This is a genomic window from Friedmanniella luteola (genome assembly GCF_900105065.1).
Taxonomy (GTDB): Bacteria; Actinomycetota; Actinomycetes; order Propionibacteriales; family Propionibacteriaceae; genus Microlunatus; species Microlunatus luteolus.
In genome coordinates this window covers 4,186,910-4,200,124 of sequence record NZ_LT629749.1, presented here as the reverse complement: position 1 = coordinate 4,200,124, position 13,215 = coordinate 4,186,910, and the positions used below count along the sequence as shown (strand labels likewise).

17 protein-coding genes and 1 tRNA gene are annotated in these 13,215 nt (G+C 73.7%); 7 read left to right on the top strand and 11 right to left on the bottom strand.

Annotation, left to right across the window (positions count from 1 at the left end; all coding sequences use genetic code 11):
• The first annotated feature begins 493 nt into the window (after positions 1-493).
• The 3 genes from BLT72_RS19640 (at position 494) to BLT72_RS19630 (ending at position 2,159) form a co-directional block, all read left to right on the top strand.
• Positions 494-949 (top strand): hypothetical protein, encoded by a 456-nt coding sequence (locus BLT72_RS19640; protein ID WP_091415129.1) that lies wholly within the window; start codon positions 494-496, stop codon positions 947-949.
• 21 nt (positions 950-970) lie between these two features.
• Entirely contained in the window at positions 971-1,528 is a 558-nt protein-coding gene (locus BLT72_RS19635) for an AAA family ATPase (RefSeq protein WP_197677111.1), read from the top strand.
• Positions 1,529-1,601: 73 nt separating this feature from the next.
• Positions 1,602-2,159: a dihydrofolate reductase family protein gene (locus BLT72_RS19630; RefSeq protein ID WP_091415126.1), complete on the top strand. Its 558-nt coding sequence runs from the start codon at positions 1,602-1,604 to the stop codon at positions 2,157-2,159.
• 38 nt (positions 2,160-2,197) lie between these two features.
• On the opposite strand, the gene BLT72_RS19625 is transcribed toward BLT72_RS19630, so the two are convergent.
• The 10 genes from BLT72_RS19625 to BLT72_RS19580 all read right to left on the bottom strand — a co-directional run bounded on the left by BLT72_RS19625 (position 2,198) and on the right by BLT72_RS19580 (position 10,231).
• The gene (locus BLT72_RS19625) at positions 2,198-2,497 is read right to left on the bottom strand and encodes an EthD domain-containing protein (protein ID WP_091415123.1); all 300 of its coding nucleotides are present in this window, start codon (positions 2,495-2,497) and stop codon (positions 2,198-2,200) included.
• A gap of 15 nt (positions 2,498-2,512) precedes the next feature.
• A complete protein-coding gene (locus BLT72_RS19620; RefSeq protein ID WP_197677110.1) occupies positions 2,513-2,950 on the bottom strand; it encodes a dihydrofolate reductase family protein in 438 nt (145 codons plus the stop codon).
• A gap of 44 nt (positions 2,951-2,994) precedes the next feature.
• On the bottom strand, positions 2,995-3,771 hold the full coding sequence (locus tag BLT72_RS19615; RefSeq protein WP_091415119.1) for an ABC transporter permease: 777 nt from the start codon (positions 3,769-3,771) through the stop codon (positions 2,995-2,997).
• Complete coding sequence (locus tag BLT72_RS19610; protein ID WP_091415117.1) at positions 3,768-4,682, bottom strand: ABC transporter ATP-binding protein; 915 nt, start codon at positions 4,680-4,682, stop codon at positions 3,768-3,770. The genes BLT72_RS19615 and BLT72_RS19610 overlap by 4 nt, the downstream gene beginning before the upstream one ends.
• A complete protein-coding gene (locus BLT72_RS19605) occupies positions 4,679-5,584 on the bottom strand; it encodes a hypothetical protein (protein ID WP_091415114.1) in 906 nt (301 codons plus the stop codon). Before BLT72_RS19605 ends, BLT72_RS19610 begins: the two co-directional genes overlap by 4 nt.
• Entirely contained in the window at positions 5,568-6,497 is a 930-nt protein-coding gene (locus BLT72_RS19600; protein ID WP_091415110.1) for an ABC transporter ATP-binding protein, read from the bottom strand. Before BLT72_RS19600 ends, BLT72_RS19605 begins: the two co-directional genes overlap by 17 nt.
• Positions 6,498-6,770: 273 nt before the next feature.
• A complete protein-coding gene (locus BLT72_RS19595; RefSeq protein ID WP_197677109.1) occupies positions 6,771-7,040 on the bottom strand; it encodes an MBL fold metallo-hydrolase in 270 nt (89 codons plus the stop codon).
• 194 nt (positions 7,041-7,234) lie between these two features.
• Entirely contained in the window at positions 7,235-7,624 is a 390-nt protein-coding gene (locus BLT72_RS19590) for a nuclear transport factor 2 family protein (protein WP_091415106.1), read from the bottom strand.
• Positions 7,625-8,399: 775 nt separating this feature from the next.
• Positions 8,400-9,323 (bottom strand): phosphotransferase family protein, encoded by a 924-nt coding sequence (locus BLT72_RS19585; protein WP_091415103.1) that lies wholly within the window; start codon positions 9,321-9,323, stop codon positions 8,400-8,402.
• Positions 9,324-9,721: 398 nt separating this feature from the next.
• Positions 9,722-10,231, bottom strand: a complete 510-nt coding sequence (locus BLT72_RS19580) for an AAA family ATPase (RefSeq protein WP_157720580.1) — start codon at positions 10,229-10,231, stop codon at positions 9,722-9,724.
• A 238-nt stretch (positions 10,232-10,469) separates the two neighbouring features.
• On the opposite strand from BLT72_RS19580, the gene BLT72_RS19575 reads away from it, so the two are divergent.
• From BLT72_RS19575 to BLT72_RS22405, 4 genes are all read left to right on the top strand, one after another.
• Positions 10,470-10,829: a YciI family protein gene (locus BLT72_RS19575; protein WP_091415096.1), complete on the top strand. Its 360-nt coding sequence runs from the start codon at positions 10,470-10,472 to the stop codon at positions 10,827-10,829.
• Positions 10,830-10,921: 92 nt separating this feature from the next.
• Entirely contained in the window at positions 10,922-12,142 is a 1,221-nt protein-coding gene (locus BLT72_RS19570) for an RNA polymerase sigma factor (protein ID WP_091415092.1), read from the top strand.
• A gap of 183 nt (positions 12,143-12,325) precedes the next feature.
• Entirely contained in the window at positions 12,326-12,718 is a 393-nt protein-coding gene (locus tag BLT72_RS23385) for a hypothetical protein (RefSeq protein WP_172826124.1), read from the top strand.
• A gap of 177 nt (positions 12,719-12,895) precedes the next feature.
• The gene (locus tag BLT72_RS22405; RefSeq protein WP_157720579.1) at positions 12,896-13,036 is read left to right on the top strand and encodes a hypothetical protein; all 141 of its coding nucleotides are present in this window, start codon (positions 12,896-12,898) and stop codon (positions 13,034-13,036) included.
• 84 nt (positions 13,037-13,120) lie between these two features.
• Here the strand turns inward: BLT72_RS22405 and BLT72_RS19565 are convergent.
• Positions 13,121-13,196: transfer RNA gene (locus BLT72_RS19565), tRNA-Glu, on the bottom strand.
• Between the last annotated feature and the right edge of the window lie 19 nt (positions 13,197-13,215).

Sequence of the window (13,215 nt, the reverse complement as noted above, 5' to 3'; positions counted from 1 at the left end):
CGCGTGGGGCTGGCCCGCGGTGAGCCCGCGCGACGGATGACCACCCGGAGGCCGCCGCCCTCGGTCACGGTGAGGGTGGCGGTGCCGGTCACGCCGCTCCCGTTCTGCTCCACCAGCTCGGCCTCGACCGTCGTGTCGGCCGCTGCGCTGGTCGGTAGCCAGAGCAGGGCCGCGGCCGCCCCGGCGACGAGGGCCCGGGGTCGGGCCTTCGGCCGTGCGGTGGCCGGTGGCGCGGCCCGTGAGCTCCTGCCCGGTCGGCGCTCAGCCGCGACGACGGACCCGTCTTCAGCACCCATTGCTGCCCCGTTCCGATCCGGCGGTACCCGTGGGTTGACCAGGAAGCGTCTCGACAGTACTGCGGCCGACGCGGCGGCGCAGGTGCCGTGCGAAGCCCGGCGGAGCCGACCGGGACCGGCGCCCGGCCGCGGTGGCGGGCCGTCACCACCACGGACGCCGCTACGCTCGGCCCGTCCGCCCGACTGCGGAGGTGGCGATGAGGACGGAGCGGCACAGCCGACGAGGTCCTGGCGCCGCGGGCGGGACGGGCACCAGGCGGGGGACCTGCGCGGCCGCGCTGGCCGGCCTGCTGCTGGGGCTGGTACCGGCGTGTGCGACCCCGCCGGCCGACGGGGAACCCCACCGTCCGGCGTCCCGGTCGGCCCGCCCCTCGCCCGAGCCCGCGACCGCCGGGGCGTCGGCCGCGGCGTGGGTGGACCGCTGCGTCCAGCAGGTCCGGTACTGGGTGCAGGAGATCGACGACCACCCCGACCACAGCGACGACTACCAGGAGATGGGGCTGTCCGACGCGGCCTACGGCGCCCTCCACGACGTCCTCCGGGATCAACGGTCCTCCGGGGGCGACGCCAGCCCGTCCGTGCGCGTGGTCCGATCGGCCTGCCGGGCGCGCGCGCCGACCCCGGCCGGTCAGCAGGGGCCGGGCTGGCGCTGACGGGTGCCTATCCTGCCGGACATGGGGACGAGGAACTACCTGGTCGAAGGCCTCTCCGGCACCGGCAAGACGTCCGTCTGCGACGAGCTGCAGCGGCGCGGCCACCACGCCGTCCACGGCGACCGCGAGCTCGCCTACCAGGGCGACCCGGAGACGGGCGAACCGGTGGAGGGCGGCGGGCACGAGCACCACCTGTGGGACGTCGGCAGGGTCAGGGCCCTGGCCGCCGACCAGACGGCGGCGGTCACCTTCTTCTGCGGGGGCTCGAGGAACTTCGCGACGTTCCTCGACCTGTTCGACGGCGTCTTCGTCCTGGAGGTCGACCTCGCCACGCTGAACCGGCGCCTGGACGAGCGACCCGACGACGCGTGGGGTGGGGGGAGGCCGACGGAGCGCGCGCGGATCGTGCACTGGCACCAGACGGGGGGAGACGTCCCGGACGGCGTCGTGATCGACGCCACCGCCCCGGTCGAGCAGGTCGTCGACGAGATCCTGCGGCGCTGCCAGGCCGGTGCGCAGCCCCGCAGCGCCGGCCGCAGCGGCCAGCCCCGACACCGGGGAACCGGCGCCGGTCGATGAGTTCTGCGTGGGGCCGGGGTCACAGCCGGCGGGACCGCGGCCGAGGGCCGGGGCCCGCACCCGGAGGAGAACCATGGCCAAGCTCATCTACGCGATGATCACCTCGCTCGACGGCTACGCGGAGGCGGCGGAGGGCGACCTCGGTCTGGGAGCCGAGGACGAGGAGGTCCACACCTTCATCGACGACACCTTCCGCCACGTCGGCACGTACCTCTACGGCCGGCGGATGTACGAGACGATGGTGTTCTGGGAGACCGCCCACACCGATCCCGACGCGCCGCCGCACATCGTGCGGTACGCCCGCGGCTGGCAGGCGGCCGAGAAGGTCGTGTACTCCACGACGCTCCCGGCGGTGTCCAGCGCGAGGACGAGGGTCGAGCGGTCCTTCGACCCGGACGCGGTGCGCAGGCTCAAGGCCGAGGCGGAGCAGGACCTCAGCGTGGACGGCCCGACCCTCGCGGCCCAGGCGATCGCCGCTGGTCTGGTGGACGAGTACCACCTCTTCATCACCACGAGCGTGGTCGGCGGCGGCAAGCGGTTCTTCCCGGACGGGGTGCGCCTCGACCTCCAGCTGGTCGAGGAGCGGGCCTTCGCCACGGGCCTCGTCTACGCGCGCTACCGGACCCGCTGAGCCCCTGAGCCCCGCGCCTGAGCAGGTGGACCCCGCCGCTACTCGATGTCGGAGAAGAGCCCGGTGAAGGACGCCCCGGTGGTGGCGAGCTGGCCGAAGAGCTGGCCGGCTTCGGGGGTCGTCACGGCGGCGGAGGCGTCGTCGTAGCCGGCGAAGTACAGGTCGAGGGTCCGGTGGGCGGGGGTGGGTGTGCCGTCCTCCTTCGGCCAGACCTTCGCGGACTCCAGCCGCTGCAATCCCGGGAGGCTCCGGGCGACCCGCACCAGGCCGGGGTACGCCTGCTCGAACGCGGCCGGGTCGGCGGGGTTGTCGATGATGAGGGTGATCTTCGTGGGCATGGTCTCTCCTCCGGGTCAGTGCAGGGTGGGACGGTAGGTGAGCTCGAGGACGTGGCCGTCCGGGGTCCGGCTCTCGAGCAGCTCCAGGTCGACGTCGGCTGCTCCCCCGAAGACCGGGTCCAGCCCCGTCTCCCCGGTGATCACCGGGAAGAGGGTCACCTGGACGTGGTCGACGAGGCCGGCAGCCATCAGGGCCCGGTTCATCGAGAGGCTGCCGTGCGAGCGCAACGGCACGTCCGACTCCTCCTTGAGGCGGGCGACGACGTCGACGGCGTCTCCGTGCTCGACGGTCGCGTCGGGCCGGTCGAGCGGGGCGTCCAGGGTCGTCGACACCACCGTGGCGGGCGGGCCCCACATCGCGGTGACCCAGGGGTCGCGGACCTCGGAGTCCTCCTCGCTCCTCGGGTGGGTCGGGTCGCTGGAGGGCAGACCGAGGATCCCCGGCAGACTCATCGCGTCGAGGGCTCCACGGCCCGGGAGCCGCGGGGGCGGCGGGCCTACTCGTCAGCGGTGTAGTTGTAGCCCCGCAGCCGGTGGCTGGCCAGCCAGCTGGCGCCGAGGACGACCACGACCGTGGCCGCGACGGCGTAGGTCAGGCTCATCTTCTCGACCAGGGCCGGGCCGCCGGTGATCTCGTCGGTGATCGCGGCCGACCACCAGGTCACGCTCAGCCAGCGGATGCCGTCCAGCAGCCCGCCGAGCAGACCCTCCCAGATCAGGACGTAGACCAACCCGACGACGACCGCGTGCCGGGTGAGGACCGAGGCCAGCGCGAAGAGCGCGCAGTAGGTCAGACCACCGGCGAGGCCGCCGACCGCGAAGCCGAGGGCGAGCCGCGGTGCGTCGGGCCGCAGGACCAGCCCGGCGACCAGCAGCGGCGCTGCCGCGAACACGAGCACGCAGCCGGAGGCCACGAGCAGCTTGCTGACCACGATCGTCAGCCGGGAGAGCGGCTTGGCCAGCAGGTAGACCACCGATCCGTCGTCGATCTCCGAGCTGAGCACCCCGGTGGTCGCGATGAGGGCCACCAGCGGCACGACCACGACGAGCCCGAGCTGGTGGAGGAGGTCGGGCGCCCCGGCGCTGCCGTCCACCAGCACGCGCACCAGGACGGCCAGCGCCAGCAGCACCACGGGCAGGACGACGAGCAGGACGCCGCGGCGCCGACCGAACAGGCTGCGCAGCCCGAGCCACGCCACCGTCGTGTTGACCGGCCCGCCGCTGCCGGTCGGGGCCGCGGCCCTCGTGCCCTTGTCGGCGACCGGGGCGGTCATGACGCGACCAGGTAGGAGAAGACGCTCTCCAGCGACTCGTCGGTGGGCGACACCTCGAACAACCGGACACCGAGGTCCCGCGCCAGCCGGGGGAGGGCGACGCTGAACCGCCCGAAGTCGGTGGCCTCCACCTCGACGCCCCCCTGTGGTCGCAGCGACACGGCCCGGACCGACACGTCCCCCAGGAGCGCCCGGGCGAGGGCGCGGTCGTCGGCTGACCGCACCACGTAGCGGTTGGGCCGGTCCGTCATCAGGCGACGGATGGCCCCGAAGTCGCCGGACGCCGCATGCCGACCGGCCACCACCACCTCGATCTGTCGGGCCACCTGCTCGACCTCCTCGAGGATGTGGGAGCTGAAGAGGACGGTCCGTCCGTCACCGCCCATCCGTCGGAGCAGCTCCATGAGGTGCAGCCGCTGCCGGGGGTCCATGCCGTTGAAGGGTTCGTCGAGCAGCAGGACCGAGGGGTCGTGGACCAGGGCCGAGGCCATCTTCACCCGCTGCCGCATGCCCTTGCTGTAGGTGGCGATCGTCCGGGACGCGGCGTCGGACATCTCGACCACCGCGAGCGCCCGCTCCGCCGCGGCACCGGGATCGGGGACGCCGTGCAGCCGGGCGTTGGCGAGGACGAACTGCCGGCCGGTGAGGTAGTCGAAGAGGGCCTCGGGCTCGGGCACCAGGCCGATGTCGCGGTAGATCTGCTCGTTGCGCCACAGCGGCCGGCCGTCGAGGGTCACGCTGCCCACCGAGGGGGCGAGGAAGCCGGCCATCAGCGCGATCAGGGTCGACTTCCCGGCGCCGTTCGGGCCGAGGAGGCCGGTCACCCCGGGTCCGATCGTCATCGACACGTCGTTGACGGCGACGACGTTGCCGTACCAGCGGGAGACGTGGTCGAGCTCGAGGGTGCTCACAGCGCGGTCGTCCTCCGGTAGCGGGTCAGCAGGCCGACCACCGACCCGGCGATGACGACCAGGGCCGTGAGGGCGAACAGCACGCCGGTGCGGCCGGTCGGGGGCGCCGGCGTGGAGGCGGCGGCGTCGAACAGCCAGACCTGCAGGCCGTCGACGAGGGTGTAGGGCGAGAACAGGCCGGCGAGCTGGGCCAGCCGGGGCATCCCCTGCTCGGTGCCGATGCCCTGGACGGCCGCGACGGCGGTGAAGCTGACCACCAGCACGACGATGATCGCCGCGACGGCGAGGCCACGCCGGGTCGTCACGGCCGCGATGAGGGCGGCCAGCCCCGACAGCAGCGCGGCGAGCAGCAGGGCGGCGAGCACGGCCTCGAGGAACAGCCGGGTCTCCCGCCCGGGTGGGAGGTCGGCCAGCAGGCCCCCGACGTAGAGGACCAGCAACGGGGCGGTGACCAGCGCGAAGACCGCGACCAGCAGGGACGCCAGCCGGACCAGGACGTAGGTGCTGCGGCGCAGGGGCCGGGCCAGGTAGAGGGTGATGGTGCGGAACCGGAGGTCGCGGGAGACCAGGGCGGGAGCCTGGGCGGCCACGAAGACCGAGATCACCACCTGGGTCACCATGGCGTACCGCGAGTACGGCACGATCTGGCCGGTCAGCCCGAGGGCGTCGCGGGCCTGCACCAGCACGGCCACGAGGATCACCGCCGGCAGGAGCATGGCCCCGAGCAGGGTCATCGGCAGCACCTTGGACCGGAGTGAGCGGCCGAGGCCGAAGGAGTGCCGGAGCCCGGTGCGGAACAGCGACCAGGCGACGGCACCCTCACCCAGCCGGACGCCCTCGTAGGGGCGGTAGCCGATGTCGTGGATGGTCCCGGTGGGACGGGTCTCAGACGGGCTGGACACGGCCGGCCTCCTCGTCGCGGAACACGTCCTCGATGTGGTGGTGGCGTTCCTGCATCCGCACCAGGCCGAGCCCCAGCTCCACGGTGAGGTCACGGACGGTGTCGTGGGCGGAGCTGTCGGCGGCCTCGACCTCGACCATCGTGCCGGCGACGGCGGCCACCACGCCGGCGCCGACCAGGGCCTGCACCAGCTGCTCGGTCTCCCGCCGGCCGCCCAGCACCTCGACCAGCAGCGTGCCGGTGGTGTGCAGGTAGTCGGTGGTGGCCGAGGACCGGAGCAGCCGTCCGGCGTCCAGCACCACGACGTGGTCGCTGACCCGCTCCAGCTCGCCCAGCAGGTGGGAGGTGACCAGCACGGCGATGCCGAACTCGGTGCCGATCTTGCGCACCAGCGCGAGCATGTCGTCCCGGGACCGCGGGTCCAGGCCGTTGGTCGGCTCGTCCAGCAGGACCAGGCGGGGGTCGTGCACCAGGGCCTGGGCGAGCTTCGCCCGCTGCTTCATCCCCGTCGAGTAGCCGCCCATGGGGCGGTACCGCTCCTCGGCCAGGCCGACCTGCCGCAGCACGTCGGCCGCCCGCTCGCGCGCCGCGGGGTGCGGCAGGCCCGACATCTCGCCCATGTGCACCACGAAGTCGTTGGCGGAGACGTCGGCGGGGAGGCACTCGTGCTCGGGCATGTAGCCGACGAGGGCCCGGATCGTGGCGCCGTCGGTGGCCACGTCGTGGCCGAACACCCGGGCCCGACCGCTGGTGAGCGGCAGGAGCCCGAGGAGGATCTTGATCAGCGTCGACTTGCCCGCCCCGTTGGCGCCCACCAGGCCGGTGACCCCGTCGCCGACGGTCAGGTCGAGACCGTCGAGCGCGGTCACCCGGGGGTACCGCTTGGTGACTTGCTGCGCCTCGATGACCGCCACGCGCTCAACGTAGGCCGTCGGGCCGGTGCCCGGGCAAGCCCACGAGGGTCAGGCAGGGGGTTTCTCGGGGTGCCCCCGGACGACGGTCCGACGTGGTGGGGTCGGGGACCAGTCTGCGGTCCCTTGCGCCCGGCCGCGGTCGGGTGGAGTGGACGGTGGGACCAGCGGCCTCCCCTGGCCCGAGGAGGCGATGCGCGACCGGATCAGCCACGGCTGCTGACCGCCCGACGGGACCTGCCGGTTCCCACCGGGACGGAGGCGGCGTCCTCCCGTTCAGGTGGCGCGGGGCGCGGGCGGTCGCCACCGCTCGTGCTCGTGGGCGGGCCAGACCAGCTGGGGGTCGAGCGCGCGGACCAGGCGCTGGCCCTCGGTGCGCGGCTCGTCGAGCTCGGCGATGAAGACCGCCCGGTCGCCGCCGATGACGGCCAGGCGCCCGCCCGTCTCGACGACGACGACCTGCGTGCCGCGGGTGTGGCCCGGCGCCGGGACGAGCCGGATCCCGGGCAGGTCGATGCGCGCCAGGTCGAGCTCCTGCGTGCTCATCGTGCTCCGCTCGTCGTGGTGGTGGTCGATCGGCTCTGCGTGGAACCGGTCCGGACCAGCAGGTGGGTCATGCGTCCTCCTCGGGGTCGTCCCAGCACCGACCTCGCCCGGCCGTCGGAGTCATCGGCTGGCGGGCCCGTGTCCGTTGCCCAGCACCTCCCGGGTCCCCGGCGGAGGCGGCCCCCGGAACCCCGTCAGGTGTGGTCGGGCCGTCCGTCCTCGTCGCCCGCGGGCATCAGGCGAGCGAGGGTGCCGTAGCACCGCATGGCCGCGATGCGCTCGTCGCCGACGTCGTACACCAGGCAGAAGGCCAGGCCCGACCCGTTCCCGCCTCCGGGGTTCACCGACCGCCCCTCCAGGATCGCGTGACCGTCCGTCACCACCAGCGGGCGTTGCTCACCGCTCAGCATCCTGCTGTGCAGCTCGAGCAGGTAGGCGCGGACGGGTCCGGCGCCGCGGACCTCGTGGCCGCTGTCCACCATCAGCCAGGTGACGTCCTCCTCGAAGAACGCGGAGAAGTCCTCGTCGGCGCCCATGGCCGCGAAGTACCGGTCCATCAGGTCCTGCGTGCGGTGCACGGCCACCCTGGCCTCCTCGCTGGGCAGTGCGCTCGTCGTCGTCCGGGCTGCGCCCTCCTCACCCTCCTCGCTGTCCAGCAGCCGCGTCAACGCGGCGCGGGCGGGTGGCTCAGCGCGCCGGCTCGACCCCCGCGCCGGGCGACCCGCCCTGCGGTGGCGCCGCAGCCGGCTCCTCCTGACGAGGTGAAGAACCACCGACGACGTCGGCGAGGGGACACCCGGTCCACGGTGAGCCGCAGGTGCGCGGGTCGGTGCTCAGCTCGGTGCGCCCGACCCACCGACCCTCGGACGACGTCGTCCGAGGGAGCCCCGGATCGACGGTCCTGGAGGTACCTGATGGCCAACCTGACCGCGTGGGAGTGATAGAGCCCGGACGGCGCTCCGCAGGCCGTGCGGCGGCTGAAGGAGCGGCAGGACGAGGGGCTCATCGTGATCGACGACGCCGCGATGTGGGCCTGGTCAGCCACCGTCCAGGGCGCCGAAGCCCCTCGACCGCCCGGGCGCAGATGAGAGAGCAGGACGTCCAGGGTGTGCTGATCGCCGTGGCCCCATCGTCGGCACGCCCCGCGTCGTGTCGGCGGCCGCGAGGATCACCGAGGCATTCGGCTTCGCGGTGGCCATCGCCGAAGCGGAGGTCCTGGCCCAGGCCGAAGCCATCGCCTGCTGGAGCCCAGGCGTAGGACGACGCGGCCGGCGACGACCGGTCGAGGTCGGAGGGCGGTGGACCGGGGCCCGGTGCTGCGAGACCTGGGCGCGGGACCGCGAGCTGGGAACCTCCCGGTCACAGGAGGACCGCCTGGAGCTCCGGGAGTCGGCCGAACAGGTCGGGGAGGCCCCGCACCCCGTTGCGGACGGACGCGTGCGACAGCGCGAGGTCGGGGCCGGTGCCCACCTCGACCCCGGTGAGGCAGCGGAGGATGTTCCAGCGCGTGTGCCCCAGCCAGCCGCCGATCATGAGCACGAACCAGCTCGGACCCGGCGGCGGCAGCGCTCCGCCGCCGGCGACGTAGCCGTCCAGGACCGCGCGGAAGACGGCGGGCTCGAGGTCGTCGAAGCCGGGCCCCTTCGCGAGGCTCAGCGCCGTCGAGCCCAGCTCACCGGACAGGTCCAGCAGTCCCGAGAGCTCCCAGTCGAGAACCACCGGGCGACCCTCCCGAGCGAGCAGGTTCCACGGTTGGACGTCGCCGTGGGTCAGCACGACGGGTCCCGGCCGTTCGCAGGTGTCCACGAGATCGGCGATCGCGACGAACGTGTCGACCCGGGCGGCGAGGTCCTCGGCCCACGGCTGACCGGTCGCCACCGCCCGCTCGGCGAGCTCGGACCAGTCCTGGGACGCCGGGTCCTCGGTCGACCCGGAGGGCCACGGGACCTCGAGGGCGTGGAGGCGCGCGAGGATCTCACCGATCTCGAAGGCGTACCCCGCCGACACCGGAGCCTCGGGCACCGCCTCCCCCTCGACCCAGCGGTGGACGAGCGTGCGGTCGCCGGCCGCGATGGGCTCGGGCATCGGAATGCCGGCGTCGAACGCCGCCCGCTCGAACCTGAACACGTCCTCGAGGTGGTAGGTCCAGCGGCGGTCCAGGAGGTTCAGCTCCTTCACCGCGAACGACCCCTGGTCGGTGTCGAGCCGGTACACCCGGTTGGCGAACCCGCCGTGGACGCGGACCACCGGTCGGATGGGTGTGCCGAGGTGCGAGAGGTCCACGCCCGCAACCTAGGGCTGGCCGCTCGTCGGTGCACGCCAATACCGGGCGGGCGTCGGCCCCCGGTGGCTGCGTGCTGAGCGGCGTGCTGCCGCCCCGACTCCGCCAGCGCGTGGCCCGCTCCTGGGCGGGCCTCACGATGATGCCGCTGGCCGCGCACGTGGCTGAGCTCGTCGACGTCCCCGTAGGTGGCCACACCCCGAGCGGGTGGCAGCCGGGCTGCACGGCGATCTCGCGGGCCTCGTCGACCGTGACCGCCCACCCGCCCCTGACGGTGTCCCGGCCAGGACGGTCAGCCCGCGGTCGGTGACGAAGGCGGTCGTCGCTCCGAGGTCGCGGACGGCGATGCCGACGTCCTCCACCGTGGGGGCGGCGGCGCACGCTGTCGAGCCCGCGAAACCTACGCCGCCCACCCGGTCAGTCGCAGGATCTCGCGCACCGACTCCTCCACCGTCGCGGGGTGGGTGGCCACCTGGAAGTCCCGGATGCGCTCGTGATCGGACCGGGCGTGGTAGACGTCGACCCACTGCCGCAACCCGGCGCGCCACGCGTCCGTGGGCTCCCGTTCGGTCACGCGCTGCTTCAGCACCGCGACGGGTGCCGCCGTCTCGCAGACCATGAGCCTGGCGCCGGGGGTGACCTCGCGCAGCAGGTCCACCTCGTGCTCGTCCGCGAACACCGTCGGGATGATCACCTTGATGTCCGGGGCGGCCGCGACGTAGTGGGGCCAGATGGCACGGAGGTTCTCCCGGGGGAACGACCGGCCGGGATAGGGGTGCACCAGGCTCAGGTCGTCGAGGTCGATGACGCCGTGGGCCACGTCGGCCGCTCGGAGCGCCTCGGACAGGGCGCGCGCGATGGTGCTCTTCCCCGACCCCGGGGAGCCGTGCAGAGCCAGCACTTCCACCACGCTCGGCACTGTAGCGAGGCTGGTCGGACCAGGTCCCGGTCGAGGGGACCACCTCCGCGCAGGACCGGAGCCCTGGCCGGCGGGGGCACGCCGAGCGGACCCCGGCACGCATGGCGGCGGCGCCGGAAGATCTTGGAGAAGATCCAGGCGTGGCTGTCGATCCGGCGGCAGGGTGTTCGTCGTAGTTGATGACGGAGCCGGACAGGCCGGCCCGCGACCCAGTGCAGGAGGCAGCTCCATGGCCAAGTACGCAATCCTCATCTACGAAGACCAGGCGCGCTACGCGACCATGTCGCCCGAGGCGTGGGGCGCGCTGGTCGACGCGCACAGCACCTTCGTCAAGCAGGTCTTCGAGCTCGACGGGTCCCTCGCGGGCGGGGAAGCGCTCGCGGCCACGACGACGGCCACCACGATCAAGGGTGCCGGCGGCACGGTGACGGACGGCCCGTTCGTCGAGACCAAGGAGGCTCTCGGCGGCTTCTACGTCGTCGAGGCGCGCGATCTCGACCACGCCGTCGAGATCGCCAAGCTGTGCCCGGCCCCCTTCGGCGGCGTCGAGGTCCGCCCGGTCGTGGACCCCACGACGAACCCGTTCTGATCGCTCCCAGCCACGAGCCGACCGCGTCCGCCAGGCAGGCGGACGCGGTCGCTGCCGCGCTCGCGCAGGCCCACCGCTCCGAGTGGGCCTTCGTGCTGTCCGCCACCGTGCGCGTCGCGGGCGACCTGGACGTCGCGGAGGAGTGCGCGCAGGAGGCGTACGTCAGCGCGCTGCAGGCCTGGACGCGCGACGGCGTCCCGGAGCGGCCCGGCGCGTGGCTGACCACGGCGGCGCGGAACAAGGCGCTGGACCGGTTGCGTCGCGAGGTCACCCTCCGGCGCAAGCTCCCGCTGCTCGTGGAGCCGGCGACCGTCGATCCGCACGACCCGGCCGACCTGGACTGGCCCGACGCCGCGGTGCCGGACGACCGGCTCCGGCTCGTGTTCACCTGCTGCCACCCCACCCTCGCCCCCGAGGCCCGCGTCGCCCTCACCCTGCGCCTGGTCTGCGGCGTTCCCACGGCCGACGTCGCCCGGGCCTTCCTGGTGTCCGAGCCGACGATGGCGGCACGGATCACCCGGGCCAAGAAGAAGATCTCCGAAGCGCGGATCCCCTACCGGGTTCCGGGCCGGGCGGAACTGCCCGAGCGCCTGGACAGCGTGCTCACCGCCGTCCACCTGCTCTTCAGCACCGGCCACACGGCCGGCGAGGGGGACGCGCTCGTCCGTCAGGAGCTCTGCGACCGGGCCCTGCACCTCGCGCGCACCCTCGCCGCGCTGCTCCCCGAGCAGGCCGAGACCCGCGGCCTGCTGGGCCTGCTGCTCCTCACCGACGCGCGCCGGGCCACCCGGACCGACGAGCAGGGCCGGCTGCTCCTGCTCGCCGACCAGGACCGGACGCGCTGGGACCAGCGCGCGATCCTGGAGGGGCTCACGATGACGGCCGGCGCGCTGGCGTCCGGCCCACCGGGGCGGTTCACCCTGCAGGCGGCGATCGCCGGCGTGCACGCGGTGGCGCCGTCCCTGGAGCAGACCGACTGGCCGCGCGTCGTGCACCTCTACGACCGGCTGCTGGCGGTGTGGAGCACCCCGGTGGTCGCGCTCAACCGGGCCGCCGCCGTGGCGTTCGCCGACGGTCCGGCCGCCGCCCTGCCGCTCCTCGACGAGCTGGCGACCGATCCCCGGCTCGCCGACTACCCCTACCTCCCCGCCACCCGCGCCGACCTGCTGCGCCGCCTCGGCGACGCCGCCGGCGCGGCTCAGTCGTACCGGCGCGCGATGGAGCTCACGGCGAACGTCGCGGAGCGCACCTTCCTGGAGCAGCGGCTGGCCGAGGTCAGCCGCGCCGCCGGCGCCGAGTCCGCGCCGGGCTGAGGACGGCGGGCCCTGGGTGGACGCACGTCTGGCGGGCGTGACGTTGCCAGGCGTCGGAGGAGACGACATGGATCGCAGGACGAGGCGCTCACGCGCCGCCATGACGGTCACCGTTCCCGTGGTGCTCGCCGTGGGTGGGTCCTGGGCTGTCGACGCTGCGCGCGGTGCCGGGACTCTGTCGTGGTGACCGCCGCCGCGGCGGGTTCGACCGCCTTGCCGGCGGCCGCACCGGAGGAGATCGGTCCCGACGGCTGTCCGGAGAGCATGCGGGCATGCTTGACGGCCAGCGGCTTCGAGATGAAGTCGGTTGAGGGTGGATCGAGCGTGGTGACCCGCGACGAGGACACGCAGAGGTCTCTGGGCCCCGGGACCGGTGCATCGGGAGAAGCCGAGCTCGTCGATGCACGGCAGATCGACCCGCCCGCAGCGGGCGATGGTCGTGGCGGGCTGCTCGTCGTCGGCGGCACCGTGCTGCGTCGAGTTGGCCGGTCTTGTCGCGGTGATCCTGGTCGGGGGTCGTCAGCGGTGCGCCAGGACCAGGAGGGCGATGGACCGTCCCGATCGACCGCTCGGTGATGAGGCGGCTCGAGCAGCACCTGGCGGACGCGTCGGGGCAGAACCCGCACGCCCTCGACTTCACCGCGAGCCGGGTGGTCCGCTCTTCCGGTCGGCCTCCGCCCTGGAGCCTGGCGGCCAGCAGTCGAGCCGGCGGGCCTCGACGGCCTCGCCGTCCCCGGCCTGCGGCACCGTTGCGTGGCCCTTCTGGTCGCCGCCGGTGGCAACGTCCGTGAGGTGTCGGAGTGGGCGGCGCACAACGGCGTGGCGTTCGCCCTGGCCCGCTACGGCGGGCTGTTCGAGGACGGACCGGCTCGACGCCCTGCTGCAGACCCTTGAGGGACCCACTCCCGTGTCCGAGCTCCCGGCGGGGCTGACCGATCCTGGCCCGACCGCCATCGGCTGGTCGAAAGCCACATCTGCTGGCATCCCCAACGGGATTCGAACCCGCGCTGCCGCCTTGAAAGGGCGGTGTCCTAGGCCGCTAGACGATGGGGACCTGGTGCTCGGCGACTATA

Bases quoted from the DNA above. Each gene is read 5' to 3' on its own strand.
- BLT72_RS19640 (WP_091415129.1), top strand. From the start codon at position 494: ATGAGGACGGAGCGGCACAGCCGACGAGGTCCTGGCGCCGCGGGCGGG.
- BLT72_RS19635 (WP_197677111.1), top strand. From the start codon at position 971: ATGGGGACGAGGAACTACCTGGTCGAAGGCCTCTCCGGCACCGGCAAG.
- BLT72_RS19630 (WP_091415126.1), top strand. From the start codon at position 1,602: ATGGCCAAGCTCATCTACGCGATGATCACCTCGCTCGACGGCTACGCG.
- BLT72_RS19625 (WP_091415123.1), bottom strand. From the start codon at position 2,497: ATGCCCACGAAGATCACCCTCATCATCGACAACCCCGCCGACCCGGCC.
- BLT72_RS19620 (WP_197677110.1), bottom strand. From the start codon at position 2,950: ATGAGTCTGCCGGGGATCCTCGGTCTGCCCTCCAGCGACCCGACCCAC.
- BLT72_RS19615 (WP_091415119.1), bottom strand. From the start codon at position 3,771: ATGACCGCCCCGGTCGCCGACAAGGGCACGAGGGCCGCGGCCCCGACC.
- BLT72_RS19595 (WP_197677109.1), bottom strand. From the start codon at position 7,040: ATGAGCACGCAGGAGCTCGACCTGGCGCGCATCGACCTGCCCGGGATC.
- BLT72_RS19575 (WP_091415096.1), top strand. From the start codon at position 10,470: ATGGCCAAGTACGCAATCCTCATCTACGAAGACCAGGCGCGCTACGCG.